Genomic DNA, 15,204 nt, shown 5'->3' with positions numbered 1-15,204 from the left:
ACAACCCCATGGCAGCTTTCGCGATCGGCGACACGGTGCAGATCACGGGCAGTGTGATGACCGGAAACGTCGGCACCGTGGTCGACGTCGACGAGGGACGGGGTCGCTATCTCGTCCGCGTCGGTGCCGTCACCCAGAACTATTTCTCCGGCGACGACCTCAAGTTGTTCTCGTCCTGAGTCGACCGGCCGCCACCGAGGTCGCGCACTCGTGCACCGCAGCGGCGGCGAGGACGATGAGCACGGCCAGGGACAGGCGGAACGTGATGCCGCCGATGCCGTTCACGGCGGCGGCCACGGCGAGGATCGCGACGGGTGACGCGAGCACCGTGAGGACGGCCACCATCGGTCGCTGTCTCGCGTAGGCGGCCTGCACGATCGCCGCGACGACCACAAGTGCTGCCGCACAGGCGGTCACGATTCCGGTCCATTCGATACCGCCGCGCACCGCGTAGCTGATCTCGAGTGAGGTGGAGTAGGCCTTCGACATCTCGACACCCTCGAGCGGTTCGTACGAACCGTGGTAGGTGACCGTCCGTCCGTTGCCGAGGTCCAACCACGACACCCGTCCAGCGGCCAGAGCGACGACCACGTACACCCACCACGCCGCCCGTCGGAGGCGACGTGCACCGGTCAGGATTCGCTCGGCGTCCATGCGCCCCACCCTGACACAGATTCGTAGCAGTTCTTCCCGCTGTGCGGGAGGAACTGCTACGCATACAGACGTGACCTCGACGCAGACCCTCGACGACGCCGACAGGCGAGCGATCGCACGGTGGGCGGCCGCCTGCGCGGAGCGTGTGCTCCCGTTGTTCGACGCCGAGTCCGAGGCGGCGCACGCGATCCACGACGCGCTGGCCCGAACGCGTGCGTTCAGTGCGGGGGAGAGCAGTGCGGCCGTCGAGATAGGGAAGCGGATGATCGCGGTGAAGGCGGCCGCGGCCGCGACGACCCCCGCCGGTGCCGCAGCCGCGCGGTCGGTGGCCCAGGCATCGGGGGTCGCCCACATGGGTGCCCACGCGTACGGCGCGGCGGCCTACGCGGTGAAGGCGGTGTCGCTGGCGCACCCCGGTGACGACGGCGCGGTCGCCGACGAGATCGACTGGCAGCTGGCGCAGTGCTCCGAGAGCGAGCGTGCGATCCTGCGACTGCTGCCACCGGTCGGCGCCGAATCCGGTGGCCCGCTCGGGCCAGGGCTGATGACGCGCGGCATCCTCGGCGACACGATCCGCGAGATCCAGGAGCGCGTCGGTTCGGCATCGACGTGATCGATCACCCACTGCGGCCGTGCTCAGCGGCCGGATCGGAGGCTAGTCTCGGGCCGTGATCGTATGGATCAACGGCACCCACGGGGTGGGCAAGACCACCACAGCTGCGCTGGTGCAGCAGAAGTTGCCGGGGTCGCGCGTGCTCGACGCCGAGAAGGTCGGTGCCACACTGATGAGCATCACCCCGGGATTGCCCGAGACGGACAACTTCCAACACTGGGCGCCGTGGCGGCCGCTCGTGGTCGAGACCGCTCGGCGCGTGGTCGACTACACCGGCGGCGTCCTGGTCATGCCGATGACGGTCCTTGTCGAGGAGTACTGGCGCGAGATCAGCGCCGGACTGGCCGAATACTCGATTCCGTTGCGGCACTTCGTGCTCCACGCCAATCGTGAAACCCTGCGCAGCAGGATCATGAACGACACCACGCTGGGGCCGTCGGCTTTCCGTCTCGGATACCTGACGGACTACGAGGAAGCTGCGGGGACGTGGTTGCACCGCGAAGCGGAGGTGGTCGACACCACTGCGCTCGCCCCCGTCGTCGTCGCCGAACTCATTGCCAGAGCGGTCATCGCGACATGAGCGCCGACCGCGACGACTTCGCCATGGCGGTGCTCGATGTCGTCGACCAGATCCCACCCGGGCGGGTGATGACGTACGGCGCCATTGCCGAACACCTGCAGCGCGGCGGTCCACGGGGCGTCGGCGGGGTGATGGCCCGCGACGGCGAGGCGGTGACGTGGTGGCGGGTGGTGCGTGCGAACGGGACGCTGCCGGCGCACCTGATGATCGACGCACAGGAGCACTGGCATTCTGAGGGGACGCCGTTGCGCCGCGGGATCGTCGACATCGAGACCGCGCGATGGTGGCCGGAGTGACCGTCACGCCCGCAGCCGGGGCGCGATCGCTCACCGCCGGCGCCCTGGTGCTGTTGACCGCCCTGTACTTCGCGCAGGGTCTGCCGTTCGGGTTCTTCACCCAGGCGCTACCGGTGGTGCTGCGCAGGTCCGGCTACTCACTCGTCACCATCAGCGCGACGGGCATCCTGTTCGCGCCCTGGGCGTTGAAGTTCCTGTGGGCGCCCTACGTCGACCGCTACGGATCTCGTCGTCGATGGTTGCTCACCCTCCAATCCGCCTCGGCCGCAGTCGCTCTGATCCTCGCGTGCCTGGATCTCTCCACGACGCTGACATGGCTGTTCATCGGCATCGCGGTGGTCAACGTCTTCTCCGCGACGCAGGACATCGTCACCGACGGCCTCGCGGTCCGGTTGCTCGGTGCTCGAGAACGCGGTCTCGGCAACGCGATCCAGGTCGGCGCCTACCGCATCGGCATGATCGTCGGTGGCGGAGCGCTGCTGTGGCTGTTCTCCCTCGGCGGGTGGCGCGTGCTGTTCGTCGCGATGGCCGCACTGTTGGTGCTGTCGACGATCCCGGTGTGGTTCCTGCGCGCACAGACCGACACCGCCGACGATGCCGGCACGGAGGCGACGAGGCCGTCGGCCGCGGCGATGTCGGTGGCGTGGATCGCGCGCCTTCGTCGCCCCGGGATGATCGCGTTCATCCTCCTGGTCGCCGCCTACAAGTTCGGCAACTCCATGGGATCGGCGCTGGTGGGCCCGTTCCTGTCCGACGCCGGCCTCTCGTTGTCGCAGATCGCGCTCATCGAGGGGGCGCTGTCGTCGGTGTCGGCGCTGTTCGGTGCGGCGCTCGGCGGGTGGTACGCATTCCGGCACGGCCGCAGGCACGCCCTCGCCGTCGCGGGGATCGCGCAGACCGTCGCGCTGGTGCTCTATCTCGTCGCGTCGTTCGACGTCGGCGGACTGCCCCTGCTCGTGTCGGCGAGCGTCGCCGAACACGTCCTCGGCGGCGCCGCCACGGTGGTCGTGTTCGCGCTCATGATGGACGCCTGTCAGCGCGAGTACGCGGGCAGCGACTACACCCTCATGGCGTGCGCGGTCGTGTTCTCGCAGGGCGCAGCCGGGTTCGCTGCCGGCGTGGTGGGCGATGTGTTCGGCTACACCGCGATGTTCGGTTCTGCCTTCGTGCTCTCCGGTCTCGGATGCGCGGTGCTCCTGGCCGCACTCGCGCGCGGGGTCGGGCCCGTCGAACTGCGTACGTCGCTCGAGGTCACGTCGCCTGCGTCGAGCGGCATGATGGAGCGATGAGCATCGATCGCGCCCCGGAGGTCTCCCGACGTCTCGCCCGTCGACTCGCCGTGTGGGGTGGGGTCTCGACGGTGGCGGGTGGTGCGCTCGCGGTGGCCGGCCCCACTCCCCGGTCGCGTGCCTTCGGCCTCCAGAACGCCATGTGGGGCGCGATCGACGTTGCCATCGCCGCGATCTCGACCCGTCAGTCGACGCCGCCGACGTCATCGAAGCTGCGCCGGTTGCTGCTCGTCAACACCGGACTCGACGTCGGCTACGTCGCGGGCGGTGCGCATCTCGTCGCACGGACGCCGAGTTTCGGTGGCCGGATCACCGCCGAGCAGGCGCGGGGGCACGGTACGGCGGTGATGGTGCAGGGTGCGGCGCTGTTCGTCCTCGACCTCACACACGCCTGCGACCTGTCCTGACCGACGATCAGAGTCACATGTCGGTGGCGGCGACAACCGCCTGCCACAGTGCCTCTCGCGCGTGCGGTGAGTCCTTGCGCCACGACGGGTAGTGCGTGGGGCGGGGTGCGCGGTCGTGCCAGAACTTCCCGTTCGTGCTCGTCGCCTCGGGGGAGGCGGCGAGCCAGACGATGGTGTCGGCGCCGTCGTGCGCGGTGCGCAGGATCGGCTTCATCACCTTGCCGAAGCCCGGGATCGAGTCGGTGACACCGGGGGTGTCGGCCCAGCCCGGATGCATGCTGTGCACCTTCGGGTCGTCGGGGAGTGAGAGATGCTGTGCGAGTTGCTCGGTGATCACCACCTGCATCCGCTTGGTCCGTGCGTAGGCGGTGAGTCCGGAGTAGTCACCCTCGGTGAACTCGAGATCGGTCGTGGTCAACGGCACCGGGTACATCCCGCCACTCGACACGAACACCACGCGGGAGTCCGCGTCGAAGAGTTCGCGCAGGCCGATCGTCATCGCGACCGGCCCGAGCACATGGGTGGCGAACGCGGCTTCGTGGCCCTGCTTCGACTCGGTGCGTTCCGGTGGCATCACCCCGGCGCAGTGGACCACCGCGTGGATACCGGTCAGATCGGCGCGCAGGTCGGTCACGAGCCGGGCGACGGCGTCGAGGTCACTGATGTCGCACTCGCGGATCACGAGGTCGGCGTCGCGCACCTCGCCCCGGATGGTGTCGGCCGACGACTCGAGGCGTTCCGCGGACCGTCCCACCAGATGCACCCGCGCTCCGAGTCGGGAGAGCCCCACCGCGGTCGCCGCGCCGAGCCCGGACGAGCCCCCGGTGACGACGATCTCGGTGGGGGTGGTGAACGGCGCCGGATCAGGCGCCCAGAAGCGCCGTCGCACAGCCGAACCGATCCGGGAGTATCCCGGTACGACGGTGAGGTCGAGGACGGCGTCGACGGCGCGGGTCAGGGGGCTCATAGGTCCCGACGATAGTCGCCGCACCGGTCGGGGTCGGTTGCTGTGACATGCCCCAAAGCGGACAAACAATCACTGTAGTTAACAGAAATAATAGTGTCGAATAGTCAAGCGGGGATACACGCCGTTGCTAGCTTTCCGGTGCATCCGGCGCCGACGATGACGCCGACCCGACATCCGAAAGCGCCGAACATGAACCTTGCCAAGCGTCTGACCACCGCGGTCGCGTCTGTCCTCTCGGTGGCCGCACTCGCCTCCGTCTCGGCCACCCAGGCCCACGCCGCGCTCGACCCCACGAACAGCATCGGGATCGATTTCGACGCCGACACCACGACGATCATCTCGAAAACCCAGCAGCCGGTGAACTTCCCGCGGACCACGCTCGCGGCGCGCACCGACACGCAGATCCTCGAGGGCACGCTCAAACTCCCACAGGCCGCGGCCAATCTGAACCTCGGGCCCCTGCCGCTGACGCTGGCCAATTTCAAGATCTCCATCATCAACCCGTCGCAGGTGACCGGCACCACCACCCCGGGTACGTCCGCCGACGGACGCCAGACCCTGGAGCTCAAGGCCTCGCAGACCTTCCAGATCCGCATCGACTCGGTGCAGCCACTCAACATCGACAGCGGTTCGGTGGATCTCAACCTGGTTCCGTCGAACGGCAGCTGCGTGACGCCGCCGACCACGGCGACGCTGGCGGGATCGATCGACGCCGCGAAGCTGCTCGCCGAGGTACCGGCGGCCGACGCCCACATTCGCGGCACGTACACCATCCCGCCGTTCGCGAACTGCGGATTGTTCACCGGGGTGCTCAACGCCATCATCTCCGGGCCGAACAACACCCTCGACGTCCATGTGACCAATCCGCGGTACTCGACCGACGCGGCGACGGCCCTGCGTGCACGTCTGGCCCGCTGACCCCGAGACTCCTCGATGCCGGTGGTGCACAAGCATCACCGGCATCGACCGGCATCTGTCCCGATTCTCGTGATCTCGCCGCTCACAACCGGTGCGGTCGCTAACGTTTCCGGTCAGGACGGTGCCGCGGGGCGCCGCGGACGAGGGGACATGACATGACCATGACACGGCGAATCTCTGCCGCCACGGCAACCGCTGCGGTGGCTGCGGCGCTGGCAACGGTGGCGGCAGGCGCTGCCGCGGCCTACGACCTCCCTGACATCCCCTCGGCGCCCTACACGTTCGACGGCGCAGCGACGCTGACCGTCGGCCCGGGCCACCAGCCGGTCACGTTCCCGACCTCGATCGTGGCGGCCACCACCAACGTGGCGCAGTTCGACGGCACGTTCACGCCGCCGGCCGCCATCGCGACGGTCGGCGGCATGCAGTACACGTTCTCCCTCGTCGACCCCTCGAAGATCACCGGGACCTCGACCGCGGTGTCGGAGGGGTCGACGAACTACACACTCTCGGCGACCCAGTCGTTCGCGATCCGTGTCAGCGGCATGACCATGCCGGGCGTGGGCAGCGGCTCCGCCGGCTTCGGCATGGTGCCCACCTCCGCCACGTGCACCACGGCACCGGTCACGGTGGCGCTCACCGGCACGATCAACGCCGCGAACCTGCTGACCGATTCCCCCAACATCGACACCACGTTTTCGGGGCCGGTCACCATCCCGACCTTCGCCGACTGCGGCGCACTCACACCGATCGTGAACGCGGCGCTGGCGGGTTCGGGCAACACGTACTCGGTGCGGCTCACCAACGCCAAGCGCGTAGCGATTCAGGAGTGAGAGCCCGGGACGCCCGCCTCGCGCGCCGGTCCGACCCTGGCGGCGATCTCCTCGAGGTGGGTGTCCCAGGTGCCGCAGCATCCACCCCATATGTCGATGTGCGGATGGCGTTTTGCCAGGTCACCCATCAGTTCGCCGAGCTGCGTGGGGTTCCCTCGTTCGAGGTGGCCCAGCGAGCTCAGTTCGATCTTGTCCAGCAGCGCCGCGTTGGGACGGAGGCTGCGCACGCGGCGGAACCACCCGCCGGGCTCGACGGCGGGGATGAACTCGAGTGGGTGTGAGCAGTTGACGCCGTAGAACGCGGGTCGGTCGGGACCGGTCTCGAGGTCGACGGTCTCGACGGCGTCGCGCAGCGACGGTCCCGACGACAACCGGTGTGTGGTGTTGTCGAGGGTGAACGACACCGAGACGGGCAGACCGGCACGGGCCGCGGCGCGACACACTCCGACCGCTTCGGGGATCGAGCTCAGCGTCAGCGTCTGCACGAGGTCGACCCCGGCTCGGGCAAGTGTCGCGATCTGCTCGGAGTGGTACGCCTGCGACTCGACGGCGGTGATCTGCCGAGCGGGGTCGTAGGCGTCGAAACGTGGACCGACCACTCCTGCGTAGAGCAACGCGGGCACCTCGGCGCGGCGGGGCTCGGCGACCTCGCGGAGGAAGTCGATGGCGCGGAGCTGCAGGTCGGCCAACTGCCGCGATGAGAAACCCAGCAGCGCTGCCCAATCCGGGCTCGCCCGGTAGTCCACCCCGGCCATCAACACGCCGAATCCGTGGCGGACCGCGACGTCGAGGTATCGCTCGTACATCCCGCGGAGCACGGCCACCGCGCGGTCGTCGTCGAGCAATCCGAACATCACGAAATGCGGCAGATCGAATCCGTGCTCGTAGGAGATCTCGGTCTCCGGACCGCCCTCGGTGAGGTAGGTGAGTCCGAGCGTGGGTTCGGGGAACAGCGCGGCCATGATGCCCCTTCGCCGGTCGGGTGGAGTCGACTGTCGCACATCATGGGTGCCGGTGGGTCGTCCCGCGCCGAACTCAGAGCTGGTGCTCGTGCACGTCGTGCAGGGCCCCGTCGGAGACGGTCGCGGTCATGAAGGTGCAGTGGGGCTGCCGGCGCCGGTCGGTGGGTGAACCGGGGTTCAGCAGGCGGAGCCCGTTGTCGGCGAGGGTGTCCCACGGAATGTGGCTGTGCCCGAAGACGAGTACGTCGGTGTCGGGATAGGCCGCCGCCATGCGCCTGTCGCGACCGGTCGCAGCACCCGTCTCGTGCGTCACGGTGAACCGCAGACCACCGAGCGTCACGTCGGCACGTTCGGGGATCCGGGCACGCAGTTCGGGGCCGTCGTTGTTACCCCAGCACGCGACGAGGCGCGCAGAGCGTGACTCGAACAGGTCGAGGGTGGCCCCGTCGACCCAGTCGCCGGCGTGGAACACCACGTCGGCCGCGTCCATCGCCTCGAGGAGTGCGGACGGTAACCGCTTGGCGCGCTTGGGTAGATGGGTGTCGGCGGTGAGCACCAGAGCGATGGGCCCCGCGGCCGATGTCGGCGACATCGCTCAGCCGGGGAACGGCCCGGCGCGGCCGAGCAGCGCGGTCACCGGTGACTCCAGCTCGGCGCTGATCCACGTCGCGGTGTCGACCACCTTGGTGCCGTCGATCCCCGTGGTCACCCCCGACCGCTCCAGTTGGTAGCGGAGATCCTCGGTCGCGATGTTGCCGGTGGCGGCGGGGGCGAACGGACATCCACCGAACCCGCCGATGCTCGAATCGAGGGCACAGTCACCGAGGTCGAGTGCGGTGAGGGCGTTCGCGTATCCGGTGTTGCGGGTGTTGTGGAAGTGCCAGCGGTGGGCGACACCCGGTGCGACACGGGCGAGCCCGGCCCCGAGTTCACGCACCTGTGCGGGCACACCCACCCCGATGGTGTCGGCGATCGCGATCTCGTCGGGGCCCGATTGCGCCACGCGGTCCATGATCTCGATGACGCGTGAGGCGGGTACCTCGCCGCTGAACGGGCAGCCGAACGACACGGCCAGGGTCGCGGTGGTGAACACGCCTGCAGCGCGGGACCTCTCGGCGATCCGCTCCCATCGCGCGAGGCCCTCGGCGACGTCGCAGCCCTGGTTGCGGAGGCTGAACTCGTCGGAGCACACGACCACGACGTTGACCTCGTCGACGCCGGCGGCCAGCGCGCGGTCGAGCCCGCGTTCGTTGAGGACCAGCCCGATGTAGTTCACGTCGTCGAGTCGGGGGAGCGCGGCCATGACCTCTTCGGCCCCTGCCATCTGCGGTACACGCGCGGGGTTGACGAAGCTGACGGTCTCGATGCGCTTCAGCCCCGCCGAGACCGCCCGACGGATGAACTCGACGCGCGTGTCGACCGACAGCGCCTTGCGTTCGTTCTGGAGTCCGTCACGGGGACCCACTTCCACCACATGCGCGACCGAGCCCGTTGCAGTTGCCATGTGTCCATCATCGCCCCTGCAGCTTTTGCATACAAGGAAGCGGTCGGACTCTGTTAATTCTGGGATAAAGCCGCGCACGATGGCTCATCGTGGCCTACTTTGCATACAACTGAGGAAACGAGGAATCGGTGGAACGAGCAGTCGACCGGGTGTACACCCACATCCGTGCCGCCATTCTCGACGGGCGGCACCGGCCGGGCGATCGCCTCGGTGAGGCGGAGCTCGCCGAGGTGACCGGCGCGAGCCGCACACCGGTGCGTGAGGCGCTGCGGCAACTCGAGGTCGAGGGGCTCGTGGAGGTGCTGCCGCACCGCGGCGCCCGCGTCTACCAGTTCACCTCCGACGATCTCGAGGAGATCTACGACCTGCGCATGACGCTGGAGGCCCTGGCGGCCGGTCGTGCGGCGTCGCGGATCACGCAGGCGCAGCTCGATCAGATGGCCGGGCTGTGCGATCGGATGGAGGCGGCCGCGCGCGTCGACGACCTCGAGGTGGTCGCCACGGCCAACATGGAGTTCCACGGCATCGTCCGAACCGCCTCGGCGAGTACACGACTCACCTCCATGCTCAGCGCCGTGATTCAGCTGCCACTGATGATGCGGACCTTTCACCGCTATGCGCCCGAGGATCTGCAGCGCAGCGCGGGGCATCACCGCGAGCTGATCGCCGCCCTGCGTGCCCGGGACGAGGTGTGGGCCGATGCGGTGATGCGGTCGCATGTCCGGGCGGCCAAGGCCGTCCTGCTCGCCTCGATCCGCGCCGACGAGGAGGCTGCCCGACCGATGGCGACCACGGCACAGTCGGCGGCAACGACGGCCCCACCGATGCACACAACGGCCCCACCGGCTCAGAGCGGAGTCCTCCGATGACCACAGCCCCCGAGGCAACACCGGACACGATGGTCGCCGCGGCCGGCCCGCTCGCCGATCTCCGGGTCGTCGAGATGGGCCAGTTGCTCGCCGGACCGTTCTGCGGACAGCTCCTCGCCGACTTCGGGGCCGAGGTCATCAAACTCGAGGCCCCGGGAACGGGGGATCCCATGCGTCAGTGGGGACGGGAGAAGCCCTACGGTAAGTCGCTGTGGTGGCCGGTGGTGGCCCGCAACAAGAAGTCGGTCACGTGCAACATGCGCACCCCTGACGGTCAGGAACTCGCCCGCGACATCATCTCTCGCTCCGACATCGTCGTCGAGAACTTCCGGCCCGGGACCCTGGAGCGATGGAATCTCGGCTTCGACGAGCTCCGCGCCGACAACCCGGGGCTCATCATGGCGCGCGTCAGTGGCTACGGACAGACCGGTCCGTACTCCACGCGCGCCGGATACGGGTCGATCGGCGAGGCCATGGGCGGGATCCGTTACGTGACGGGTGATCCCGACAACGCCCCGTCGCGGGCGGGGATCTCTCTCGGCGACTCGCTCGCCGCGGTGTTCGCCACCATCGGGGTCCTCACCGCGCTGCACAGCCGCTCGGTCACCGGTCGCGGACAACTCGTCGACGCGGCGATCTACGAGTCGGTGCTGGCGATGATGGAGTCCATGCTGCCCGAGTGGGCGGTGGCCGGCTATCAGCGCGAGCGCACGGGATCGGTGCTGCCGAACGTCTCACCCAGCAACGTCTATCCCACGCGTGGCGGCGAGATGATCCTCATCGCCGCGAACCAGGACACCGTCTTCGCGCGCCTGGCCGCGGTGATGGGGCGCGACGACCTGGTGTCGATGCCGCGCTTCGCCGATCACGCCGCCCGCGGGGAGAACATGGTCGAACTCGATGGCATCATCGCCGCCTGGACGGCCGACCTCGAGACCGACGAGCTGCTCGAGACCCTTCACGCCGGCGGTGTGCCCGCCGGTCGGATCTACACCGCGCGCGACATGTTCGACGACCCGCACTTCGCCGCCCGCGACGCCATCGTGCGTCTGGCCCATCGCGACTTCGGCGAGTTCCCCACACACAACGTCTTCCCGAAGCTCTCCGACACCCCCGGCGCGGTGCGGCACCTCGGACCCGAACTCGGCGAACACAACGACGAGATCTATCGCGGTCTGCTCGGTCTGTCCGACGAGCGCACCGCCGATCTCACCGCCCGATCCATCATCTGATCCACCCCACCTCGACCCCACCACCGGCGACACGACACCTAGGAGACCCCATGCGATACCGACTCGGAGTGGACGTCGGCGGCACGTTCACCGATGTGCTGCTGCTGGAGGAGACCTCGGGGAGCACCTTCCGCGCGAAGACCCCGTCGACGCCGGCCGACCAGTCCGTCGGAGTCCTCAACGGCGTCACCAAGGTGTGCACCGATGCCGGCATCGACCCGGGACAGATCGATCAGGTGCTGCACGGGACCACCGTCGCGACCAATGCGATCCTGCAGGGCCGTGGCGCCCGTGTGGGGTTGGTGACCACCGACGGCTTCCGCCAGGTCCTGCAGATCGCACGATCGTTCGTCCCGGGTGGACTCGCGGGCTGGATCATCTGGCCGAAACCCGAGCCGTTGGCCAAGCTCGAACACACCGTGCAGGTGGTCGGCCGCATCGGCGCCGACGGTGGTGAGATCACCCCGCTCGACGAGCAGCAGACCCGCGCCGAACTGCGCAAGCTCAAAGGCGCCGACGTCGAGGCGATCACGGTGTCGCTCATCAACTCCTACGCCAACAGCGCCCACGAGGAGCAGGTCGGCAGGTGGGTCGCCGAGGAGCTGCCCGACATCCCGATCTCGTTGTCGTCGCACGTGTTGCCGGAGATGCGCGAGTACGAACGCACACTGACCACCGTCGCCAACAGCTATGTGCAGCCCGAGGTCTCGCGCTACGTCAGAAACCTCGACTCGTCGCTCAAGGAGAAGGGGATCAATGCCCCGCTGTCGATCCTGCGCAGCGACGGCGGCCTGGTGCAGGCGGGCAAGGCCGCCGAGGACCCCGTGTCGCTGCTGCTCTCGGGTCCGGCCGGCGGCGTCACCGGCGCGGTGTGGTTCGCCCAGCAGGCCGGGTATTCCGACTTCCTCACGTTCGACATGGGCGGCACCTCCACCGACGTCGCGCTGGTCCTCGACGGTCAACCCCGGATCGGTCGTGAGACGAAGGTGGGCGACCTCGCGGTGCGTGCGACCAGCGTCGACGTCCGCACCGTCGGCGCCGGCGGCGGTTCGGTCGCCCACGTGCCGGAGCTGACCAAGGCCCTGCGCGTCGGACCGCAGTCGGCCGGTGCCGATCCCGGCCCGGCCGCCTACGGCAACGGCGGCACCGAGCCGACGGTCACCGACGCCAACGTCGTGCTCGGTTATCTGCCCAGCGACCTCGCCGGCGGCGAGGTGACGCTCGACGTCGACGCCGCCCGCACCGCGGTCGCGACGATCTCCGACGCCATGGGTCTCGACTCCCCGGAGGCGGCGGCGTCCGGAGTGATCGACATCGTCAACGAGAACATGTTCGGCGCGCTGCGACTCGTCAGTGTCCAACAGGGCTACGACCCGCGTGATTTCGCGCTGGTGTCGTTCGGTGGCGCGGGACCCCTGCACGCCAACGCACTCGGCCGCCTCACCGGTGCCTGGCCGGTCATCATCCCGCCGTCACCCGGGGTGCTGTGCGCCTACGGTGACGCCACGACCTGTCTGCGTGCCGAGAGCGCGCGCACCCTGGTGCGGGCCTTCAACGAACTCGACAGCGGCGAACTGCGTTCGGTGATATCCGATCTCGCCGAGGTGGCCACCGAACGGCTCGAGACCGAGGGGGTGCCGCGCGCCGAACAGACGGCGACCTATCAGGTCGACCTGCGCTACCACGGACAGGGATTCGAGATCCCCGTCGACCTCGATCCCGATGTGCTGACCGCCGGCGGAGACCTGCTGGCGGAGTTGGGCACCGCCTTCGACACCGAGCACAAGCGGTTGTTCTCATTCCTGCTCAAGAATGAGCGTGAGGTCATCAACCTGCGCGTCACCGTGAGCGGTCCCCGCCCCGAGGTGGCATGGACCGAACTGGACCAGGGGTCCGAGGATCCCTCGGCGGCGCTGCTGAACTCCTCGCAGGTGTGGATGGACGGCGCCCACACGACCGCCGGTATCTACGATCGCGCGAAACTGCTGGCGGGCAACGTGATCACCGGTCCGGCCATCGTCACCGAGATGGACTCCACCACCCTGGTGCTCTCCGGCCACGCCGCCACCGTCGATCCCAGCGGCAGCCTCATCATCCGACCGGTCTGACCCTCCCCGCACCGACACACCTCCCCTCCCACCACAGGAGAACCACGATGGCCACCATCATCGAAACCGCCACCGACCCTGTCGAGAAGACCACGGTCGACCCGGTCACCCTCGACATCATCGAGAATGCTCTGCGCAACGCCCGCTACGAGATGGACGAGGTGCTGTTTCGCACCGCGCTGTCACCGGGCATCCGGGAACAGCACGACGAGTTCCCGCTCATCGCCGACCCCAGCGGCAAGATGGTCGTCGGTCAGTTCGGACTGTCGGTTCCCGACTTCCTCGACAACTTCGACGGGACCGTCGGCGACGGCGACATCCTGCTCACCTCCGACCCGTACGCGTGCGGCGCCGCCATCAGCCACGCCAACGACTGGCTCATCGTGCTGCCGATCTTCCACAGCGGGCGGGTCGTCGGGTGGTCGTCGATGTTCGGCCACATGTCCGACGTGGGAGGCAAGACGCCGTCGTCGATGCCCGCCGATGCGCGCACCATCTTCGAAGAGGGCGTGGTGATCCCGCCGTTCAAGCTCTACGACCAGGGCACGCTCAACGAGACCGCGCTCGACATCATCCTCAACCAGGTGCGCATGCCCGACTGGAACCGCGCCGACCTCAACGGTCTGGTCGCGGCGTGCACCACAGCGTCGCGACGCATCGTCGAGCTGTGCGACCGGTTCGGCGTCGAGGTGTACCTCTCGGCTCTCGACGCCCTGCTCGACCGCAACTACCAGGCCATGAAGGTGCTGCTCGCGACGTTGTTCGTCGACGGCGAGACCATCGAGTTCAGCGACTACATCTGCGACGACGGATGTGGTTACGGCCCCTACGAACTGACCATCAAACTGACCCGTCACGGAGAGAAGATCCACCTCGACTTCTCCGAACACGCGCCGCAGGCGGTGGGGCCGATCAACTACTTCATCAACGAGAATCTCGTCCGGATGTTCTTCGGCATCTACGTGATCACCATCGCCGACCCGCAGATCCTGTGGAACGACGGGTTCTATCCGCTCATCGACGTGACGATCCCGGACAACTCGTTCTGGAAACCGGCCTACCCGGCGGCGCTCAACGGCCGCAACCACGGCATCGGTCGCGTCTTCGACCTGTTCGGAGGGCTTCTCGGACAGAACAACCCGGAGATCCTCAACGCCGCCGGGTTCTCGTCGTCACCGCACTTCATGTACTCCGGCCACTACGACGGCGGTCCACGCGACGGAGAGTGGTTCCAGCTGTACTCCATCGGCTTCGGCGGTATCCCCGGCCGCCCGATCGGTGACGGCCCGGACGGCCACTCGCTGTGGCCGTCGTTCGTCAACATCCCCTGCGAGTACCTCGAGTCGTACTATCCACTGCGGGTCGAGCGGTGGGAGACGTTGCCCGACACCGGCGGAGCGGGCGTGCACCGCGGCGGCAACGGCGTCGACGTGGCCTACCACTTCGAGCAGCCGGGCACGATCGCCATCCACGACGACCGCTGGCTGACCTATCCGTGGGGCGTGAACGGCGGCAAGCCCGGTGCGCGCGGCCGCAAGTGGATCGTGCGTGCGAACGGCGACGTCGACATCCTGCCCAGCAAGATCCACGACGCACCGGTGTATCCCGGTGACGTACTGCACTTCGTCACCTGGGGTGGCGGGGGATGGGGCGATCCCCTCGAGCGCGATCCGGAGTTGGTCGCCCTCGAGGTGCGCCGCGGACTGGTCACCGTGGACGGGGCCGTCGGTGGCTACGGGGTGGTGTGCGACGAGCGCGGTGTCGTCGACTCCGCGGCGACCGACTCCCGTCGCGGCGAGATCCGTGCCGGGCGCGGTGCCCTGCAGACCTTCGACATGGGTCCGTCGATCCCGGAGATCCTGGAACGCTGCGAGGCCGAGACCGGTCTGCCGGCCCCACGTCCGCCGGTGAGCGTCGCGAAGTCGGCGGCCCGGTGAGCGCGCCGCCGGTGAGCGTGGCCCGGTCTGCGGCG

17 protein-coding genes are annotated in these 15,204 nt (G+C 68.5%); 12 read left to right on the top strand and 5 right to left on the bottom strand.

The genetic code is table 11. The features are described 5' to 3' along the window. The first annotated feature begins 8 nt into the window (after nucleotides 1-8). Nucleotides 9-179 carry a KOW domain-containing RNA-binding protein gene (locus OG579_RS06280; RefSeq protein WP_328858480.1) on the top strand — a complete coding sequence of 57 codons (171 nt, stop codon included), beginning with the start codon at nucleotides 9-11 and terminating at the stop codon, nucleotides 177-179. Here OG579_RS06280 and OG579_RS06275 read toward each other — a convergent pair. Beyond that, nucleotides 160-654, bottom strand: a complete 495-nt coding sequence (locus OG579_RS06275; protein WP_328858479.1) for a hypothetical protein — start codon at nucleotides 652-654, stop codon at nucleotides 160-162. The genes OG579_RS06280 and OG579_RS06275 overlap by 20 nt on opposite strands. Before the next feature lie 70 nt (nucleotides 655-724). Between OG579_RS06275 and OG579_RS06270 the strand changes: the two genes are divergently transcribed. The 5 genes from OG579_RS06270 to OG579_RS06250 are packed head-to-tail and all read left to right on the top strand — an operon-like array spanning nucleotide 725 to nucleotide 3,839. Then, a complete protein-coding gene (locus OG579_RS06270; RefSeq protein WP_328858478.1) occupies nucleotides 725-1,267 on the top strand; it encodes a putative immunity protein in 543 nt (180 codons plus the stop codon). A 55-nt stretch (nucleotides 1,268-1,322) separates the two neighbouring features. Continuing rightward, nucleotides 1,323-1,847 carry an AAA family ATPase gene (locus OG579_RS06265; RefSeq protein WP_328858477.1) on the top strand — a complete coding sequence of 175 codons (525 nt, stop codon included), beginning with the start codon at nucleotides 1,323-1,325 and terminating at the stop codon, nucleotides 1,845-1,847. Beyond that, on the top strand, nucleotides 1,844-2,143 hold the full coding sequence (locus tag OG579_RS06260) for an MGMT family protein (protein ID WP_328858476.1): 300 nt from the start codon (nucleotides 1,844-1,846) through the stop codon (nucleotides 2,141-2,143). The genes OG579_RS06265 and OG579_RS06260 overlap by 4 nt, the downstream gene beginning before the upstream one ends. Then, complete coding sequence (locus OG579_RS06255) at nucleotides 2,140-3,432, top strand: MFS transporter (protein ID WP_408068755.1); 1,293 nt, start codon at nucleotides 2,140-2,142, stop codon at nucleotides 3,430-3,432. The genes OG579_RS06260 and OG579_RS06255 overlap by 4 nt, the downstream gene beginning before the upstream one ends. Further along, complete coding sequence (locus OG579_RS06250) at nucleotides 3,429-3,839, top strand: DUF6992 family protein (RefSeq protein ID WP_328858474.1); 411 nt, start codon at nucleotides 3,429-3,431, stop codon at nucleotides 3,837-3,839. The genes OG579_RS06255 and OG579_RS06250 overlap by 4 nt, the downstream gene beginning before the upstream one ends. A 13-nt stretch (nucleotides 3,840-3,852) precedes the next feature. On the opposite strand, the gene OG579_RS06245 is transcribed toward OG579_RS06250, so the two are convergent. Further along, nucleotides 3,853-4,806, bottom strand: a complete 954-nt coding sequence (locus tag OG579_RS06245) for an SDR family NAD(P)-dependent oxidoreductase (RefSeq protein ID WP_328858473.1) — start codon at nucleotides 4,804-4,806, stop codon at nucleotides 3,853-3,855. Nucleotides 4,807-4,995: 189 nt separating this feature from the next. On the opposite strand from OG579_RS06245, the gene OG579_RS06240 reads away from it, so the two are divergent. Further along, entirely contained in the window at nucleotides 4,996-5,724 is a 729-nt protein-coding gene (locus tag OG579_RS06240) for a hypothetical protein (RefSeq protein WP_328858472.1), read from the top strand. A 155-nt stretch (nucleotides 5,725-5,879) separates the two neighbouring features. Then, nucleotides 5,880-6,557, top strand: coding sequence for a hypothetical protein (locus OG579_RS06235; RefSeq protein ID WP_328858471.1), 678 nt, complete (start codon nucleotides 5,880-5,882; stop codon nucleotides 6,555-6,557). Here OG579_RS06235 and OG579_RS06230 read toward each other — a convergent pair. The 3 genes from OG579_RS06230 to OG579_RS06220 all read right to left on the bottom strand — a co-directional run bounded on the left by OG579_RS06230 (nucleotide 6,548) and on the right by OG579_RS06220 (nucleotide 9,023). Beyond that, on the bottom strand, nucleotides 6,548-7,519 hold the full coding sequence (locus OG579_RS06230; protein WP_328858470.1) for a homocysteine S-methyltransferase family protein: 972 nt from the start codon (nucleotides 7,517-7,519) through the stop codon (nucleotides 6,548-6,550). The genes OG579_RS06235 and OG579_RS06230 overlap by 10 nt on opposite strands. 73 nt (nucleotides 7,520-7,592) lie before the next feature. After that, nucleotides 7,593-8,084: a metallophosphoesterase family protein gene (locus tag OG579_RS06225; RefSeq protein ID WP_328859172.1), complete on the bottom strand. Its 492-nt coding sequence runs from the start codon at nucleotides 8,082-8,084 to the stop codon at nucleotides 7,593-7,595. Nucleotides 8,085-8,114: 30 nt separating this feature from the next. After that, nucleotides 8,115-9,023, bottom strand: coding sequence for a hydroxymethylglutaryl-CoA lyase (locus OG579_RS06220; RefSeq protein WP_328858469.1), 909 nt, complete (start codon nucleotides 9,021-9,023; stop codon nucleotides 8,115-8,117). Between the two features lie 128 nt (nucleotides 9,024-9,151). Between OG579_RS06220 and OG579_RS06215 the strand changes: the two genes are divergently transcribed. From OG579_RS06215 to OG579_RS06200, 4 genes are read left to right on the top strand one after another with little or no spacing between them, the layout of a single operon-like run. Further along, a complete protein-coding gene (locus tag OG579_RS06215; RefSeq protein ID WP_328858468.1) occupies nucleotides 9,152-9,892 on the top strand; it encodes a GntR family transcriptional regulator in 741 nt (246 codons plus the stop codon). Next, nucleotides 9,889-11,124 (top strand): CaiB/BaiF CoA transferase family protein, encoded by a 1,236-nt coding sequence (locus tag OG579_RS06210; protein WP_328858467.1) that lies wholly within the window; start codon nucleotides 9,889-9,891, stop codon nucleotides 11,122-11,124. Before OG579_RS06215 ends, OG579_RS06210 begins: the two co-directional genes overlap by 4 nt. Before the next feature lie 50 nt (nucleotides 11,125-11,174). After that, a complete protein-coding gene (locus OG579_RS06205; RefSeq protein WP_328858466.1) occupies nucleotides 11,175-13,232 on the top strand; it encodes a hydantoinase/oxoprolinase family protein in 2,058 nt (685 codons plus the stop codon). Between the two features lie 47 nt (nucleotides 13,233-13,279). After that, on the top strand, nucleotides 13,280-15,169 hold the full coding sequence (locus OG579_RS06200) for a hydantoinase B/oxoprolinase family protein (RefSeq protein ID WP_328858465.1): 1,890 nt from the start codon (nucleotides 13,280-13,282) through the stop codon (nucleotides 15,167-15,169). The last annotated feature ends 35 nt before the right edge of the window (nucleotides 15,170-15,204 follow it).

The organism is Williamsia herbipolensis, assembly GCF_036153515.1.
Classification (GTDB): domain Bacteria; phylum Actinomycetota; class Actinomycetes; order Mycobacteriales; family Mycobacteriaceae; genus Williamsia_A; species Williamsia_A herbipolensis.
The sequence above is the reverse complement of the archived record's forward strand: the minus strand, read 5'-3'. Positions and strand labels throughout refer to the sequence as shown.